We start from the raw sequence: 14,376 nt of genomic DNA on the forward strand, positions 1-14,376 counted from the left end.
CGTCACCCCCTCAGTCAAGTAACCCCCCAGGCGCCCGGGTGGGGGCCCGGGGCGCCTGGGGGGTTACTTGACTGAGGGGGTGACGAACGGGGGTTTGGTGATCTGCATGGGGGCGCGGCGGCCGCGGATCTCGATTTCGACGAGGTCGCCGTCGGCGAGCTTGGCGTCGGTGTCCAGCAGGGCCAGCGCGATGCCCTGTTTGCGGGTCGGGGAGAAGGTGCCGCTGGTCACCTCGCCGACCTGGGTGTCGCCCACGTGCAGGGTCATGCCGGGGCGCGGAATGGCCCGGTCGACGGCCACCAGGCCGCGCAGCGTACGCCGGGGGCCGGCGGCCTTCTCGGCGAGCAGCGCGTCGCGGCCCCAGAAGGCGGGCTTGTCCCAACCCACGGCCCAGCCAGAGCGGGCCTGCACCGGAGTGATGTCCAGGGAGAGGTCCTGGCCGTGCAGCGGGTAGCCCATCTCGGTGCGCAGCGTGTCCCGGGCGGCCAGCCCGCAGGCGCGCAAACCGAAGGCCTCGCCGGCGGCGAAGAGCGCGTCCCACACGCGGACCGCGTGCTCGGACGGCACTACCAGCTCGTAGCCCAGCTCGCCGGTGTAGCCGGTGCGGCACACCGTCAGCTCGACGCCCGTCAGGTCGGCGGCCGAGAAGCTCATGTAGCCGTGCTCGGTGGGCAGGCCGAGCGCCTCCAGCAGCTCCGCCGAGCGCGGCCCCTGCACGGCCAGCACCGCGTACGCCTCGTGCTCGTCGGTGACGGTGACCCGCTCCGGCGCGGCGGCGCGCAACCGGCGCACCACCTCGGCGGTGTTCGCCGCGTTCGGGATGAGGAAGACGTGGTCGTCGGCGTAGAGGTAGGCGATGATGTCGTCCACCACGCCGCCGGTGGCGTCGTCGCAGCAGAGCGTGTACTGCGCCCGGCCCGGCTCGATCCGGCCCAGGTCGTTGCTGAGACAGGCGTTGACGAACTCGGCCGCGCCGGGGCCGCTGACCCGGGCCTTGCCCAGGTGCGACACGTCGAAGACCCCCACCGCGCTCCGCACCGCGGTGTGCTCCTTGAGCACCCCGCCGCCGGCGTACTCCAGCGGCATCTCCCAGCCCCCGAAGGGGGCGAACTTGGCGCCGGCGGCGGTGTGCCGCTCGTGCAGCGGGGAACGGCGCAGCCGGGTCGCGGCGGCGTCGGAGGTCACGTGGGTCATGGGTGGCAACTTACCGGGGGCAACCGCGCTGGTTAGCATCGGCGGGACTCGTCGGCGTCATCGACGGGACAGCCCTGACGTCCGGCGGGTAGGTTCCGCCGGAGACCTTCATCGCCGGTACGCGACGACGCGGCCGGCCCGGCCCGCCCGGAGTAGCTTCAGTGACATCGCCCCGCACCACCACCCTGAGCCTGGTCGACACCGACCCGGCGGAGCTCGCCGTCGACGCGATCGTGATCGGCGTGCACAGCCAGACCGGAGAGCAGGGCGCCACCAGCGGCCTCGCCGGCACCCTGCTGCTCGCCAGCGGCGCGGAGAGCATCGCCGCCGCGTTCGACGGCAAGCTGACCGAGACGCTGGCGCTGCTCGGCGCGACCGGCGGCCCGGGCGAGGTGATCAAGCTCGCCACGCTGGGCACGGTGACCGCACCGCTGGTCGCCGCGGTCGGGCTGGGCCCGGAGCCGTCGGGCGCCGCCCCGGCCCCGGAGACCCTGCGCCGGGCGGCCGGCGCGGCGATCCGGGCCCTGGCGGGCGCGTCGAAGGTGGCGCTGGCCATGCCGCTGCCGGACGACGCCGCCGCGCCGGCGGCGCTGCGCGCGGTCGCCGAGGGCGCGCTGCTCGGTGGGTACCGGTTCGCCGGCTACAAGACCCGGCCGCAGCCGACCCGGCGGGAGCCGGTGGCCGAGGTGCTGGTCGCGGTGCCGGACGCCGGCGACGCGGGCGCCGTGGCGGAGATCAACCGGGCGCAGGCGGTGGCCGGCGCGGTCCGGCTCAGCCGGGACTGGGTGAACACCGCGCCGAACGAGCTGCGTCCGCCGTCGTTCGCCGACGCGGTGGCCGAGGCCGCCCGCGCGGCGGGCCTCGGTGTCGAGGTGCTGGACGAGGCGGCGCTGGCCGCCGGCGGGTACGGCGGCATCGTGGCGGTCGGGCAGGGCTCGGAGGCCCCGCCGCGGCTGGTGAAGCTGACCTACACCCCGGAGGGTGGTGGCAGCGGCAAGCGGGTCGCGCTGGTCGGCAAGGGGATCACCTTCGACACCGGCGGCATCTCGATCAAGCCTTCGCAGGGCATGTGGGAGATGAAGTCCGACATGGCGGGCGCCGCGGCGGTGGGCGCGGCCATGCTGGCGATCGCCGCCCTGAAGCCGGCGGTGGCGGTCAACGCCTACCTGCCGATGGCGGAGAACATGCCGTCGGGCACCAGCTACCGGCCGGGCGACGTGATCAGCATGTACAGCGGCAAGAAGGTCGAGGTGCTCAACACCGACGCCGAGGGCCGGATGATCCTGGCCGACGCGATCGCCCGCGCCTGCGAGGACGGCACCGACTACCTGTTCGAGACCTCCACCCTGACCGGCGGCCAGGTCATCGCGCTGGGCAAGCGCGTGGCCGGCGTCATGGGCACCCCGGAGCTGTGCGAGCGGGTCCGGACGGTCGGCGACTCGGTCGGCGAGCCGGCCTGGCCGATGCCGCTGCCGGACGACGTGCGCAAGGGCATGGACTCCGACGTGGCGGACATCTCGCAGGTCAACGCCGGGATGGACCGGGCCGGTCACATGTTGCAGGGCGGCGTGTTCCTGCGCGAGTTCGTGACCGACGACGTGGCCTGGGCGCACATCGACATCGCGGGGCCGGGCTACCACTCCGGCGAGCCGACCGGCTACTGGACCAAGGGCGGCACCGGCGTGCCGGTCCGCACCCTGGTGCAGCTGGTCGAGGACGTCGCCGTCAACGGCTGACCGTCGCGAGCCCGATGACCGGGGCGCCCCCGTGCGGGGGCGCCCCGGTCGCGTTTCAGTACCGCTCGGGGCGGCGCTTGCGGCGCTCGTTGAAGTCGCGCATCCGCTGCGGGTAGCCCATCAGCCGGACGTCGTACACCGGGATGCCCATCCGGTACGCGAAGCGCCGGGCGCCGTCCGGGCCGTCGATGCGGCGGCGCGTCCACTCCCCGTCGTCGGCGATCAGGATGACCGTGGTCTCGGTCACCGTCGTCCTCGGCTCGATGTACGCCTCGACGCCGCGCCGGCTCCGGATGAAGTTCTCCAGATGATCCAGATCGCCACGATCGGCCGCGCGGTCGTGGCTGGGCACACGCGCCTGTTTGCGGCGGCGGAACAACCCCACCGGACCTCTCCCCCACGCTCCGTCATCGACAACGGTGCCAAGGGTACGTGTCGCCGACGTGTCGTTGGGCACCTCAGTACGCACCCTGTGCCCAGTGGTGACAAGATGACCGAGGTGGGGTGTGTCCGTGTTACCCCTCCGTGACCCCCGATGCAGTGACGCGACCTGGGAGTTGGACGTGAGCGAGCCGAACGACGCAACCTTCGACATCGTCATCCTCGGAGGTGGCAGCGGCGGCTACGCGGCGGCGCTGCGCGCCGCCCAACTGGATCTCTCCGTCGCGCTGATCGAGAAGGGCAAGCTGGGCGGCACCTGCCTGCACAACGGCTGCATCCCGACGAAGGCTCTGCTGCACGCCGCGGAGATCGCCGACCAGACCCGCGAGTCGGAGCAGTTCGGTGTGAAGGCCGAGCTGGTCGGGATCGACATGGCCGGGGTCAACGCGTACAAGGACGGTGTCGTCTCCCGCCTGTACAAGGGCCTGCAGGGCCTGGTGGGCGGCGCGAAGAACATCACCCTCGTGGCCGGCGCCGGCAAGCTGGTCGGCAAGAACGTCGTCGAGGTCGACGGCAAGCGCTACACCGGCCGCAACCTGATCCTGGCCTCCGGCTCGTACGCCAAGAGCCTGCCCGGCCTGGAGGTCGACGGCGAGCGGATCATCACCAGCGACCACGCGCTCACCCTGGACCGGGTTCCCTCGTCGGTCATCGTGCTCGGCGGCGGTGTGATCGGCGTCGAGTTCGCCAGCGTGTGGAAGTCCTTCGGGGTGGACGTGACGATCGTCGAGGCGCTGCCCCGGCTGGTCGCCGCCGAGGACGAGGAGTCGTCGAAGGCGCTGGAGCGGGCGTTCCGCAAGCGGAAGATCAACTTCAAGGTCGGCAAGCCGTTCGAGAAGGTCGAGAAGACCGAGAACGGCGTCAAGCTGACGATCCAGGGCGGCGAGACCGTCGAGGCCGAGCTGCTGCTCGTCGCCGTCGGTCGCGGCCCGAACACCGCCAACCTCGGCTACGAGGAGCAGGGCGTCAAGATGGACCGCGGCTACGTGCTGACCGACGAGCGGCTGCGCACCAGCGTGCCGAACGTCTACGCGGTCGGCGACATCGTGCCGGGCCTCCAGCTCGCGCACCGCGGCTTCCAGCAGGGCATCTTCGTCGCCGAGGAGATCGCCGGCCAGAACCCGGCCGTGATCGACGAGGTCGGCATCCCGCGGGTCACCTACTCCGACCCGGAGCTGGCGTCCGTCGGCCTGACCGAGGCGAAGGCCAAGGAGCAGTACGGCGCCGACAAGGTCAAGACGTACAACTACAACCTGGGTGGCAACGGCAAGAGCCAGATCCTCAAGACCGCCGGCTTCGTGAAGCTGGTCCGGGTGGACGACGGCCCGGTGGTCGGCGTGCACATGGTGGGCGCCCGGGTGGGTGAGCTGGTCGGCGAGGCGCAGCTCATCTACAACTGGGAGGCCTACCCGGCGGAGGTCGCGCAGCTCGTGCACGCCCACCCGACCCAGAACGAGGCCCTGGGCGAGGCGCACCTGGCCCTCGCCGGCAAGCCGCTGCACGCGCACGCCTGACCACGACAACCCGCGGCGTCCGGCGACGGGCGAAGATCCCACCAGGGGAATGAAGGAGTCTCAGAAAATGCCGGTATCGGTCACCATGCCCCGGCTCGGCGAGAGCGTCACCGAGGGCACCGTCACTCGCTGGCTCAAGCAGGAGGGCGACACGGTCGAGGTCGACGAGCCGCTGCTCGAGGTCTCGACCGACAAGGTCGACACCGAGATCCCGTCGCCCGCGGCGGGCGTGCTGAGCCGGATCGTGGTCGGCGAGGACGAGACCGCGGAGGTCGGCAGCGAGCTCGCCGTCATCGCCGGTGAGGGCGAGTCGGCCGGTGGCGGCGAAGCCGCCCCGCAGGAGCAGCAGCAGGCCCCGGCCGAGTCGGTCGAGCCGGCCGCCGAGCCGACGGCCGCCGCCGAGGGCACCGCCGACGAGGTGGCACAGGACGAGGCGCCGGCCCAGGAGCAGGCGCCGGCCCCCGCCGCGACCGGTTCCGGCGAGGGCACCGCGGTGAAGATGCCGGCCCTGGGCGAGAGCGTCACCGAGGGTACGGTCACCCGCTGGCTCAAGCAGGTCGGCGAGACCATCGAGGTGGACGAGCCGCTGCTGGAGGTCTCCACCGACAAGGTCGACACGGAGATCCCGTCCCCGGTCGCCGGCACGGTCCTGGAGATCAAGGTCGCCGAGGACGAGACGGCGGCCGTCGGCGCCGATCTGGCGATCATCGGCGTCGCCGGCGCGGCCCCCGCACCGGCGAAGCCCGAGCCGAAGCCCGAGCCTGCGGCGGCAGCGCCGAAGGCCGAGCCGAAGCCGGAGCCGAAGGTCGAGGAGCCGACCCCCGGCATGTCGTACAACGAGCCGGCCGCGGAGACCGAGCAGGCCGCGCAGCCGGCGAAGGCCGAGCAGGCCGCCCAGCCGTCCGCGCCGACCCCGACGCCGCAGCGCCCGTCCGCCCCCGCGCAGGGTGGCGGCGAGGAGGCCGCCGGCTACGTCACGCCGCTGGTGCGCAAGCTGGCCAGCGAGCACGGCGTCGACCTGTCCTCGCTCAACGGCACCGGCGTGGGTGGCCGGATCCGCAAGCAGGACGTGCTGGAGGCGGCCGAGAAGGCGAAGGCGGCCAAGGCCGCTCCCGCCGCGCCGCAGCCGGCCGCCGCGGCCCCGGCGGCGCCTCCGGCCAAGCCGGCCGCGAAGCCGCAGCCGAGCGGCAAGCGGGGCACCACCGAGAAGCTGCCCCGCATCCGCAAGGCCATCGCCACCCGGTTGCACGAGTCCCTGCACGAGATGGCGCAGCTGACCACGGTGGTCGAGGTGGACGTCACCCGGGTCGCCAAGCTGCGGGCGCAGGCGAAGGACTCCTTCCAGCAGCGGCACGGCGTGAAGCTGTCCTTCCTGCCGTTCTTCGCGCTCGCCGCCGTCGAGGCCCTGCAGACGTACCCGATCGTCAACGCCCGGATGGACCTCGCCGAGGGCACGATCACCTATCCGGGGGCGGAGCACCTCGGCATCGCGGTGGACACCGAGCGGGGTCTGCTGACGCCGGTCATCCACAACGCCGGTGACCTCAACCTGGGCGGCATCGCCAAGCGGGTCGCGGACCTGGCCGAGCGGACCCGGACCAACAAGATCAGCCCGGACGAGCTCGCCGGGGCGACCTTCACGCTGACCAACACGGGCAGCCGGGGGGCGCTCTTCGACACCCCGATCGTGCCGTCGCCGCAGTCGGCGATGCTCGGCACGGGTGCCGTGGTCAAGCGGCCGGTCGTGGTCAACGACCCGGAGCTGGGTGAGGTCGTCGCGGTCCGGTCGATGGTCTACCTGGCCATGTCCTACGACCACCGGCTGATCGACGGCGCCGACGCGGCCCGCTTCCTGACCGCGGTCAAGGAGCGGCTGGAGGCCGGCAACTTCGAGGCCGAGCTGGGCCTGGCCTGATCCCCGAGCCCATCGAGAAGGGCGCCCCGGTCGTCGACCGGGGCGCCCTTCGCGCCGTTCAGGGGCCGTTGACGGGCGAGCGCCGGCCGGGGCCGGGCGGGCGCTCGCGCGCTCAGCCCTTCAGCAGCGCGGTCGAGACCTGCCAGAGCCGCTCGGCGGCCTCCGGGTCCAGCGCGTACGGGGCGACGCCGCGCCGCTCGCCCGGCGCGGCCGGCCCGGCCTCCTGGCAGTCCTCGAAGTACCGCCCGCCGGCCCCGTCGATCAGCGGCGACGCGGCGACCAGCACCGAGGTGGCGGCGCCCTGCTCAACGGTCTTCCAGGCCGCCGCGTTGCCCGAGCGCAACCGGTTCAGCTCCTCCTCGGTGACGTAGCGCTGGAGGTTGGTCTGGATCGCCCCGGGCATCAGCGAGTTGGCCACGATGCCGTCGTCGGCCCAGAGCCGGGTCACCTCCACGGCGAAGAGCACGTTCGCCGTCTTCGACTGCCCGTACGCCTGCCACGGCTCGTACGGCCGGCGCTCGTACTGGATGTCCTCGAAGACCACAGGCGAGCGCAGGTGGGCGGCGGAGCTGACCGAGGCGATCCGGGCCCCCTCGGCGGCGGCCAGCGACGGCCGCAGCCCGGTGGCGAGCGCGAAGTGCCCCAGGTGGTTGGTGGCGAACTGCATCTCCCAGCCCTGCGGGGTCCGCATCTCGGGCGCGGCCATGATGCCGGCGTTGTTGACCAGCATGTGCAGCGGGCCATCCCAGTTGGCCACGAAGTCGGCGATCGAGCCCTGGTCGGCGAGGTCCAGTGGGGCGACCAGGACCCGGTCGTTGCCGGTGCTGGCGGTGATGTCGTCGGCGGCGCGCTGCCCGGCGTCGGTGTTGCGGACGGCCAGAGTGACCTCCGCGCCGGCGCTGGCCAGGGCGCGGGCGGTCTCGACGCCGATGCCGGACGACCCGCCGGTGACGATCGCCCGCCGGCCGCCGAGGTCCACGCCCTGGATCACGTCCATGGCGGTGGAGTCATGGGTGAACGGTGTGGTGATCGGGGTGCTCGTCGTCATGATCCATCCTTGTCCGGGTGGGGCGGACCGACCGGCCCGCCACTACGATGGAAGCGGAGGATCCTCCGCTACGTTCGACACTAACCGGAGAGCCCTCCGGATACCACTTCGGGGTGAGCCCGTGCCAGGCGAGGAGGAGACGTGCCGGAGACCAGCCCCCGTCCGTTGCGGGCGGATGCGCTGCGCAACCGCGAGCGGCTGCTGGAGGCCGCGGTCCAGGCGTTTTCCCGCCCCGGCCCGGAGGTAACGCTCGACGCCATCGCCCGGGAGGCCGGGGTCGGTATCGGCACCCTCTACCGTCACTTCCCCACCAGGGAGGCGCTGGTCGAGGCGGCGTACCGCAACGAGCTCGGCAAACTCTGCGACGCCGCGCCGGACCTGCTCGACCACCTTCCGCCGGACCGGGCGTTGCGGGGCTGGATGTCCCGTTTCATCGACTACCTGGCCACCAAACGCGGGATGGCCGACGCTCTCCGCCTCGTGATCGCCTCCGGCGCCAACCCGTACGCGCAGAGCCGGGACCGGCTGCTGGAGGCGCTCGGCCGCCTGCTCGCGGCCGGCGTGGCGGCCGGCACCATCCGGGCCGACGTCGACGCCGGTGACGTCCTGGTCAACCTGAGCGGGATCTCCCTGGCCGCCGGTGAGCGGGCGCAGGCCGACCGGCTGCTCGACCTGCTGATGGACGGTCTGCGGCACCACCGCGCGGGCTGACCCGTTCCGGCCTCGGGCCAGGCCGGACGCTGCCAGAGTGGGACCGTGGGTGGCTACCGGCGGCGTGGGCGACTGGGACCCGCCGTCCCGATCGCCCCCGGCGCCCGGGTGGACAAGTTCGAGGTCTTCTTCGACCTGGTCTTCGTCTTCTCGTTCTTCATCATCACCCGGGCGACCGCCGCGAACATCTCCGGCCGTCAGCTCCTGCACGCCGGGCTGGTGCTCGCCGTGCTCTGGTGGATCTGGGTGGTGCACAGCCTGGTCGCCACCCGGGTCCGGCTCGGCGAGGGCTACGTCCCGGTGCTCATGGTGATCGCGATGGCCGCCCTGTTCGCGTTCGCGCTGGCGCTGCCGCAGGCGTTCAACGACCCGAAAGGCGGGGCTGCCGGCCCGATGCTGGTGGCCATCAGCTACGTCGTGGTCCGGGCCGTCCACATGATCCTCTATCAACATGTGGTGCGGGACAGCCCGCAGGAACGCCGCCAACTGCGTCGCTTCGCCCCGGAGTTGGCGGCGAGCATCGTGCTGCTGCTGGCCGCCGCGCTGATCCCGCCGCAGATCGCGGACCCCGACCAGGCCGCGATGGTCCGGGACGGGCTGTGGATCACCGTGGTGCTGGTCCAGTACGCCACCGGCTTCATCGTCGGCACCTGGGGCTGGGGGGTGACCAGCGCCGAGCACTGGACCGAGCGCTACGACCTCATCCTGATCATCGCGCTGGGCGAGTCGATCATCTCCGTGGGCGTCGGCGGCAACCTGCTCGTCGGCAAGCCGGTCACCTGGCCGGCGGTGGCCGCCGCCACGCTCGGGATCTTCTTCACCGCCGCCCTGTGGTGGGCACACTTCGACTTCATCGGCCCGGCCGCCCGGATCGCCCTGCACGCGGCGGAGGGCGCCCCCCGGGTGGCGATGGCCCGCGACGCGTACGCGTACCTCTACCTGCCGATGATCGCGGCGGTGATCCTCTTCTCCATCGGCAGCGAGGAGATCCTGCACCAGATCACCGACCCGGAGGGCGGAGCGGGCCAACACATCGAGGGGCCCGCCGTGCCGATGCTCTTCGGCGGGGTGATCTGTTACCTCGCCGCGAACATGCTGTTCCAGCTGCGCACCCTGCACACCGTCACCTGGACCCGGGTCGGCGTGCTGGTGGTGCTGGCGGCCACCCTCCCGATCGGGCAGCACCTGCCGGCGCTGGGCGCGCTCGCCCTCCTCACCGCGATCTGCGTGGGGCTGGTGGCCGTCGAGGTGCTGGTGATGTCGAACTCCCGGCACGCGCTGCGGGCCGCCGTCTTCCAGGAACGGACCGTCCACGAGGCCCACGAGGCCGACTTCCGGGCCAGCTGGCACGACCTCAAGGAACCCGACGAGCCCACCACGCCGTGACTCCGCCGGGATAGGCTCCGGCCCAGCGTCGCGGTGCACCCGGCACGAAGGCCGCCGTGGGCATGGAGGCGCGGGGACAGCATGGGACGAACGTGCACCCGACCGGTTCACCGGCCGACCGGCTCGCCGCCGTCGGCAATCAGATGATCGAGATCCACCTCTGGCTCGGCGCGGAACTGGCCCGCCTCCGGGCAGGCCTGGACGCCGACGGCTCCGTCCGCCCGTCCCGGGACCTGCGGGCCCACTGCGTCACCTTCTGCACCGCGCTCGGCCGGCACCACACCGGCGAGGACGACGGCGCCTTCCGGCTGCTGGCCGACCAGGTCCCGGAGCTGCGCCCGGTCCTCGCCAACCTGATCACCGACCACGAGGTGGTCGCGGTGATCCTCGGCCGGATCGAGGGGCTGCTGGCCGACCCCACGCCGCTGCCGGTGGCACAGCTGCGGGCGGAGCTGGACGGTCTGGCCGCGCTGCTGGAGTCACACTTCCGGTACGAGGAGAAGAAGCTGGTCACCGCGTTGAACGCGCTCACCGGCCGACCGGGTACGGCGGAGCAGCTCCTCGGGCTGACCGCGCCGGGGTGACCCGGCTGCCGACGACGGTCTCCCCCCGGCGGAACGGGGCCCGCCCGGCCGGGGTGGCCTATGCCGACCCCGAGCCGGGCAGTTGCTCGTAGAAGCGGATCTTCTCCCGGAGGTGGTCGTACTGGCGCTGGAGCAGGAGCATCTGCTCCTCGACCCGCACCGCGTGCCGTTCCAGCAGCTCCCGCCGCTCGTCGGCGGTGTGCTCGCCCTCCCGGGCCAGCTGCGCGTAGCGGCACATCTGGGCAATCGGCATGCCGGTGTCGCGCAGGCAGCGGAACAACACCAGCCAGCCGAGATCGTCGTCGGTGAAGACGCGCTGGCCGCCCGACGTCCGGCCCACGTCGGCGAGCAGGCCGATCTTCTCGTAGTACCGCAGGGTGTCGAGGCTGAAGCCGCTGCGCCGGGCGGCCTCCGAGGGGGCGTAACCGGTCATGCCCCGAGATGCTAGTGCTTGACCTGGAGCGCACTCCAGGTTGGAGGCTGATCCGCATGACGACGACACGGACGCTGGGACGCAGCGGCATCGAGGTGAGCGCGATCGGAATGGGCTGCTGGGCGATCGGCGGCCCGCTCTGGGGCGACGGCGGGCAGCCGTTCGGCTGGGGCGAGGTGGACGACGACGAGTCGATCCGCACCATCCACCGGGCGCTCGACCTCGGGGTGACCCTCTTCGACACGGCCAGCAACTACGGCGCGGGGCACAGCGAGCGGATCCTCGGCCGGGCCCTGGCCGGCCGGCGGGACGACGCGGTGATCGCCACCAAGTTCGGCAACGTCAGCGACGAGGCCACCCGGCGGGCGCTCGGCACCGACGCCAGCCCGGCCTTCGCGGTACGCAGCCTGGAGGACTCGCTGCGCCGGCTCGGCACCGACCACGTCGACCTCTACCAGCTGCACATCAACGAACTGCCGGTGCCCGCCGCGCTCGACCTGGTCGGCACCCTCGAGGACCTGGTCGACCAGGGCAAGATCCGGGCGTACGGCTGGAGCACCGACGACCCCGCCTCGGCGGAGGCGTTCGCGGCGGCCGGCCCGCACTGCGCCGCCATCCAGCACGACGAGTCGGTGCTGCGGGACAACGCGGCGGTGCTGGCGGTCTGCGACGGCCACGACCTGGCCAGCCTCAACCGTGGGCCGCTGGCGATGGGGCTGCTCACCGGGTCGACCCGGGCCGTCGGGGCGGACGACGTGCGCGGGCGGGCGCCGGAGTGGCTGGAATGGTTCACCGATGGCCGGCCGACGCCGCGCTGGGCGGCCCGGGTGGAGCAGGTCCGCGCGGCGCTCACCGCCGACGGGCGGACCCTCGCGCAGGGCGCGCTGGGCTGGCTGCTGGCCCGCAGCCCGCGTACCGTGCCGATCCCCGGTCTGCGCACGGTGGCGCAGGCCGTGGAGAACCTGGCCACCCTGGCGCTCGGCCCGCTGAGCCCCGAGGCGTACGCCGAGGTGGAGCGCCTGCTCGCCGACCTGCGCCCGGTGCACGCCGCCTGACCGGACCGGTGCGCGCCCCGGGCGCCGTCAGCGGAAGTCGTCGGCGTGCTCGACGGCCCACTGCCGGAACGTGCGCCCGGGGCGTCCGGTCACCTGCTCGACGTCCGGGGCCACCCAGGCGTTGCCGTCGAGATACCGGCCCATCTCCAGGAACCACTCGATCACCTCGGCCGGATAGAGGCCCTGCCAGTGCTCCCGGGCCTGCTCCGGGGTCAGCTCGTCGAACCGGACCGGGCGGCCGATCGCCTCGCCGATCAGCCGGACCGCGTCCCGGCGGCGAACAGGCTCCGGCCCGGTCGGCTGGTACACGCGGCCGGCATGGCCGTCCTCGGTCAGCGCGACCACGATGACCGCGGCGATGTCGGCCTCGTGGACCAGGGCGCTGGCCCAGTCCCCGAACGGCGCCCGGACCACCCCCTCGGCCCGGATGCCGGCCGCCCAGTCCCGGGTGTTCGCCATGAACTCACCGGGGAAGATGTGCGTCCACTCCAGGCCCGAGGTCTCGATGGCCCGGTGCAGCGGCCGGTGGGGCGCCTCGATGGGGTCGTCGTCGGCCCTGCTCGGATCGTTGTGGCCAAGGTGGGTGATCCGGCGGACGCCGGCCTGCCGGGCCAGCTCAAGGATCTCCGGCCCGGTGGTCAGTGGCCCGTAGCCGTCCATCGCGACCAGGTGCATCCGGGTCACACCGCGCAGCGCCGGGGCCAGGGTGTGGGGCCTGGCGAAGTCGCCGGCCACCACCTCCACGGCTGCGGGAAGGGCGGCGGCCGCCGGCGAGGCGGGATTCCGGGTCAGCGCGCGTACGTCGTGGCCGGCGGCCACGAGTTGCCGTACCAGGCTGCCTCCGACGGTCCCGGTCGCTCCGGTCACCAGGATCGGCATGACTCCTCCTCCTCGGGGTCGCTCGACGGCGGGCATGCGGCGAGAACCCCGTCATTCGGGGGCGTACTCGAATGGCTCATGGTCAGCCGGACCGACGCCGGAAGCAATCGCGAACAACGTATTCACGTTCGCTCTGACCTGCGGAAACGCGCCGGCCGCCGAATGCGCGGGCGGCCTTTTTTCGGTGCCCGGGACGCCCACTGACCTGCGCTTTCCAGGCGACCGGCGGAATCGGCGCAGATTTCTGCGCCGAGGTGCTGCGCAGCCCGCGCCCTTGGCCGCCCCGCGCAGCCGCCGGCGGCGTTCTGGACGAAGATGGGGGCCATGCGGATCCTTCTGGCCGGCGCGTCCGGCTTCCTCGGCACCCGGCTGGCCGACCGGCTCGCGGCCGACGGGCACCAGCTCACCCGGCTGGTCCGTCGGCCGCCGCGCGACCCGCGGGAGCGGCGGTGGGATCCGGCCGCCGGGCAGCTCGACCCGGCCGCGGTCGCCGGGGCCGACGCGGTGGTCAACCTCGCCGGCGCGGGGGTCGGCGACAAGCGGTGGAACGACGGCTACCGGCGGCTGATCCGCTCCAGCCGGGTGGACAGCACCACCACGCTGGCGAGCACCATCGCCGGCCTACCGGCCGCGGACCGGCCGCGCGTGCTGCTCAACTCGTCGGCCGTGGGCTGGTACGGCAACACCGGCGACCGCGTGGTCGAGGAGGACGCGCCGGCCGGCGAGGGCTTCCTGGCCGACGTCTGCCGGGTCTGGGAGGCCGCGACCCGGCCGGCCGAGGACGCCGGGGTACGCGTGGTGCGGCTGCGCATCGGCCTGCCGTTGCACCGTGACGGGGGCATGCTCAAGCCGCAGCTGCTGCCGATGCGGCTGGGCATCTCCGGCCCGCTGGGCGGCGGCCGGCAGTGGTGGCCGTGGATCTCGATGGCCGACTGGCTGCGGGCGGCCCTCTTCCTGCTCGACTCCGACGACATCGCCGGCCCGGTCAACATGGTCGGTCCGACCCCCGCCACCAACGCCGAGTTCACCCGGGAGCTCGCCCGGCAGCTGCACCGCCCGGCGATCATGCCCATCCCGGGGCTGGCGCTGAAGGTGGTGCTCGGCGGCTTCGCCCACGAGGCCCTCACCAGCACCCGCGTCCTGCCGGCCGTGCTGACCCGGGCCGGGTTCACCTACCACCACCCGGACCTGCCCAGCGCTCTGCGCGCCGCGCTCACCGACTGACGTGGAGAGGGCCCCTCCCGTCGGGTCGGGAAGGGCCCTCTCGCCGGGGGCGGTGGGATCAGCAGCCGACGACCCAGTAGTTGGGGCCGGTCTGCTTGAGGGCGCTGGTGTAGAAGGTGTTGTAGAGGCCCATCCGCTGGTTGGAGCCGTTGGCGTAGGCGTAGCCGCCGGACTGGTACGCCCGACCGGCGCCGACGTGCGCGTAGTTGCTGGCGGTCACGCAGGTCACCGGCGTGGTCGGCGTCGGGGTGGGGGT

Annotated in this window: 13 protein-coding genes and 1 pseudogene; 8 read left to right on the forward strand and 6 right to left on the reverse strand. The window is 73.1% G+C overall.

The window, feature by feature from the left end; all coding sequences use genetic code 11:
- Window positions 1–63 precede the first annotated feature (63 nt).
- Window positions 64–1,194: a glycine cleavage system aminomethyltransferase GcvT gene (gene gcvT, locus DKT68_RS22285; RefSeq protein ID WP_109819348.1), complete on the reverse strand. Its 1,131-nt coding sequence runs from the start codon at window positions 1,192–1,194 to the stop codon at window positions 64–66.
- A gap of 161 nt (window positions 1,195–1,355) precedes the next feature.
- Here gcvT and DKT68_RS22290 point away from each other — a divergent pair, with 161 nt between their 5' ends.
- The gene (locus DKT68_RS22290; protein WP_109819349.1) at window positions 1,356–2,930 is read left to right on the forward strand and encodes a leucyl aminopeptidase; all 1,575 of its coding nucleotides are present in this window, start codon (window positions 1,356–1,358) and stop codon (window positions 2,928–2,930) included.
- Between the two features lie 55 nt (window positions 2,931–2,985).
- On the opposite strand, the gene DKT68_RS22295 is transcribed toward DKT68_RS22290, so the two are convergent.
- Window positions 2,986–3,315, reverse strand: coding sequence for a hypothetical protein (locus DKT68_RS22295; RefSeq protein WP_109819350.1), 330 nt, complete (start codon window positions 3,313–3,315; stop codon window positions 2,986–2,988).
- A 178-nt stretch (window positions 3,316–3,493) separates the two neighbouring features.
- Between DKT68_RS22295 and lpdA the strand changes: the two genes are divergently transcribed.
- Both lpdA and sucB read left to right on the forward strand, forming a co-directional pair.
- Window positions 3,494–4,885 carry a dihydrolipoyl dehydrogenase gene (gene lpdA / locus DKT68_RS22300; RefSeq protein WP_109819351.1) on the forward strand — a complete coding sequence of 464 codons (1,392 nt, stop codon included), beginning with the start codon at window positions 3,494–3,496 and terminating at the stop codon, window positions 4,883–4,885.
- A gap of 67 nt (window positions 4,886–4,952) precedes the next feature.
- Window positions 4,953–6,800: a 2-oxoglutarate dehydrogenase, E2 component, dihydrolipoamide succinyltransferase gene (gene sucB, locus DKT68_RS22305; protein ID WP_109819352.1), complete on the forward strand. Its 1,848-nt coding sequence runs from the start codon at window positions 4,953–4,955 to the stop codon at window positions 6,798–6,800.
- 112 nt (window positions 6,801–6,912) lie between these two features.
- Here sucB and DKT68_RS22310 read toward each other — a convergent pair whose 3' ends face one another.
- On the reverse strand, window positions 6,913–7,848 hold the full coding sequence (locus DKT68_RS22310; protein ID WP_109819353.1) for an SDR family NAD(P)-dependent oxidoreductase: 936 nt from the start codon (window positions 7,846–7,848) through the stop codon (window positions 6,913–6,915).
- A gap of 141 nt (window positions 7,849–7,989) precedes the next feature.
- Between DKT68_RS22310 and DKT68_RS22315 the strand changes: the two genes are divergently transcribed.
- The 3 genes from DKT68_RS22315 (at window position 7,990) to DKT68_RS22325 (ending at window position 10,529) form a co-directional block, all read left to right on the forward strand.
- The gene (locus DKT68_RS22315; protein ID WP_109819354.1) at window positions 7,990–8,559 is read left to right on the forward strand and encodes a TetR/AcrR family transcriptional regulator; all 570 of its coding nucleotides are present in this window, start codon (window positions 7,990–7,992) and stop codon (window positions 8,557–8,559) included.
- A gap of 45 nt (window positions 8,560–8,604) precedes the next feature.
- Complete coding sequence (locus DKT68_RS22320) at window positions 8,605–9,945, forward strand: low temperature requirement protein A (protein WP_109819355.1); 1,341 nt, start codon at window positions 8,605–8,607, stop codon at window positions 9,943–9,945.
- 92 nt (window positions 9,946–10,037) lie between these two features.
- Window positions 10,038–10,529: a hemerythrin domain-containing protein gene (locus DKT68_RS22325; protein WP_236647031.1), complete on the forward strand. Its 492-nt coding sequence runs from the start codon at window positions 10,038–10,040 to the stop codon at window positions 10,527–10,529.
- 58 nt (window positions 10,530–10,587) lie between these two features.
- Here DKT68_RS22325 and DKT68_RS22330 read toward each other — a convergent pair whose 3' ends face one another.
- Window positions 10,588–10,962: a MerR family transcriptional regulator gene (locus tag DKT68_RS22330; RefSeq protein ID WP_109819357.1), complete on the reverse strand. Its 375-nt coding sequence runs from the start codon at window positions 10,960–10,962 to the stop codon at window positions 10,588–10,590.
- Between the two features lie 56 nt (window positions 10,963–11,018).
- Here DKT68_RS22330 and DKT68_RS22335 point away from each other — a divergent pair, with 56 nt between their 5' ends.
- Window positions 11,019–12,017 carry an aldo/keto reductase gene (locus tag DKT68_RS22335; RefSeq protein WP_109819358.1) on the forward strand — a complete coding sequence of 333 codons (999 nt, stop codon included), beginning with the start codon at window positions 11,019–11,021 and terminating at the stop codon, window positions 12,015–12,017.
- Window positions 12,018–12,044: 27 nt separating this feature from the next.
- Here DKT68_RS22335 and DKT68_RS22340 read toward each other — a convergent pair whose 3' ends face one another.
- A complete protein-coding gene (locus DKT68_RS22340; RefSeq protein ID WP_109819359.1) occupies window positions 12,045–12,896 on the reverse strand; it encodes an NmrA family NAD(P)-binding protein in 852 nt (283 codons plus the stop codon).
- 324 nt (window positions 12,897–13,220) lie between these two features.
- Between DKT68_RS22340 and DKT68_RS22345 the strand changes: the two genes are divergently transcribed.
- A complete protein-coding gene (locus tag DKT68_RS22345) occupies window positions 13,221–14,120 on the forward strand; it encodes a TIGR01777 family oxidoreductase (protein WP_109819360.1) in 900 nt (299 codons plus the stop codon).
- A 58-nt stretch (window positions 14,121–14,178) separates the two neighbouring features.
- On the opposite strand, the pseudogene DKT68_RS22350 reads toward DKT68_RS22345, so the two are convergent.
- Window positions 14,179–14,376: pseudogene (locus DKT68_RS22350) on the reverse strand (feruloyl esterase); the annotation flags it as partial.

The sequence above is a fragment of the Micromonospora acroterricola genome (assembly GCF_003172955.1).
Lineage (GTDB): Bacteria > Actinomycetota > Actinomycetes > Mycobacteriales > Micromonosporaceae > Micromonospora > Micromonospora acroterricola.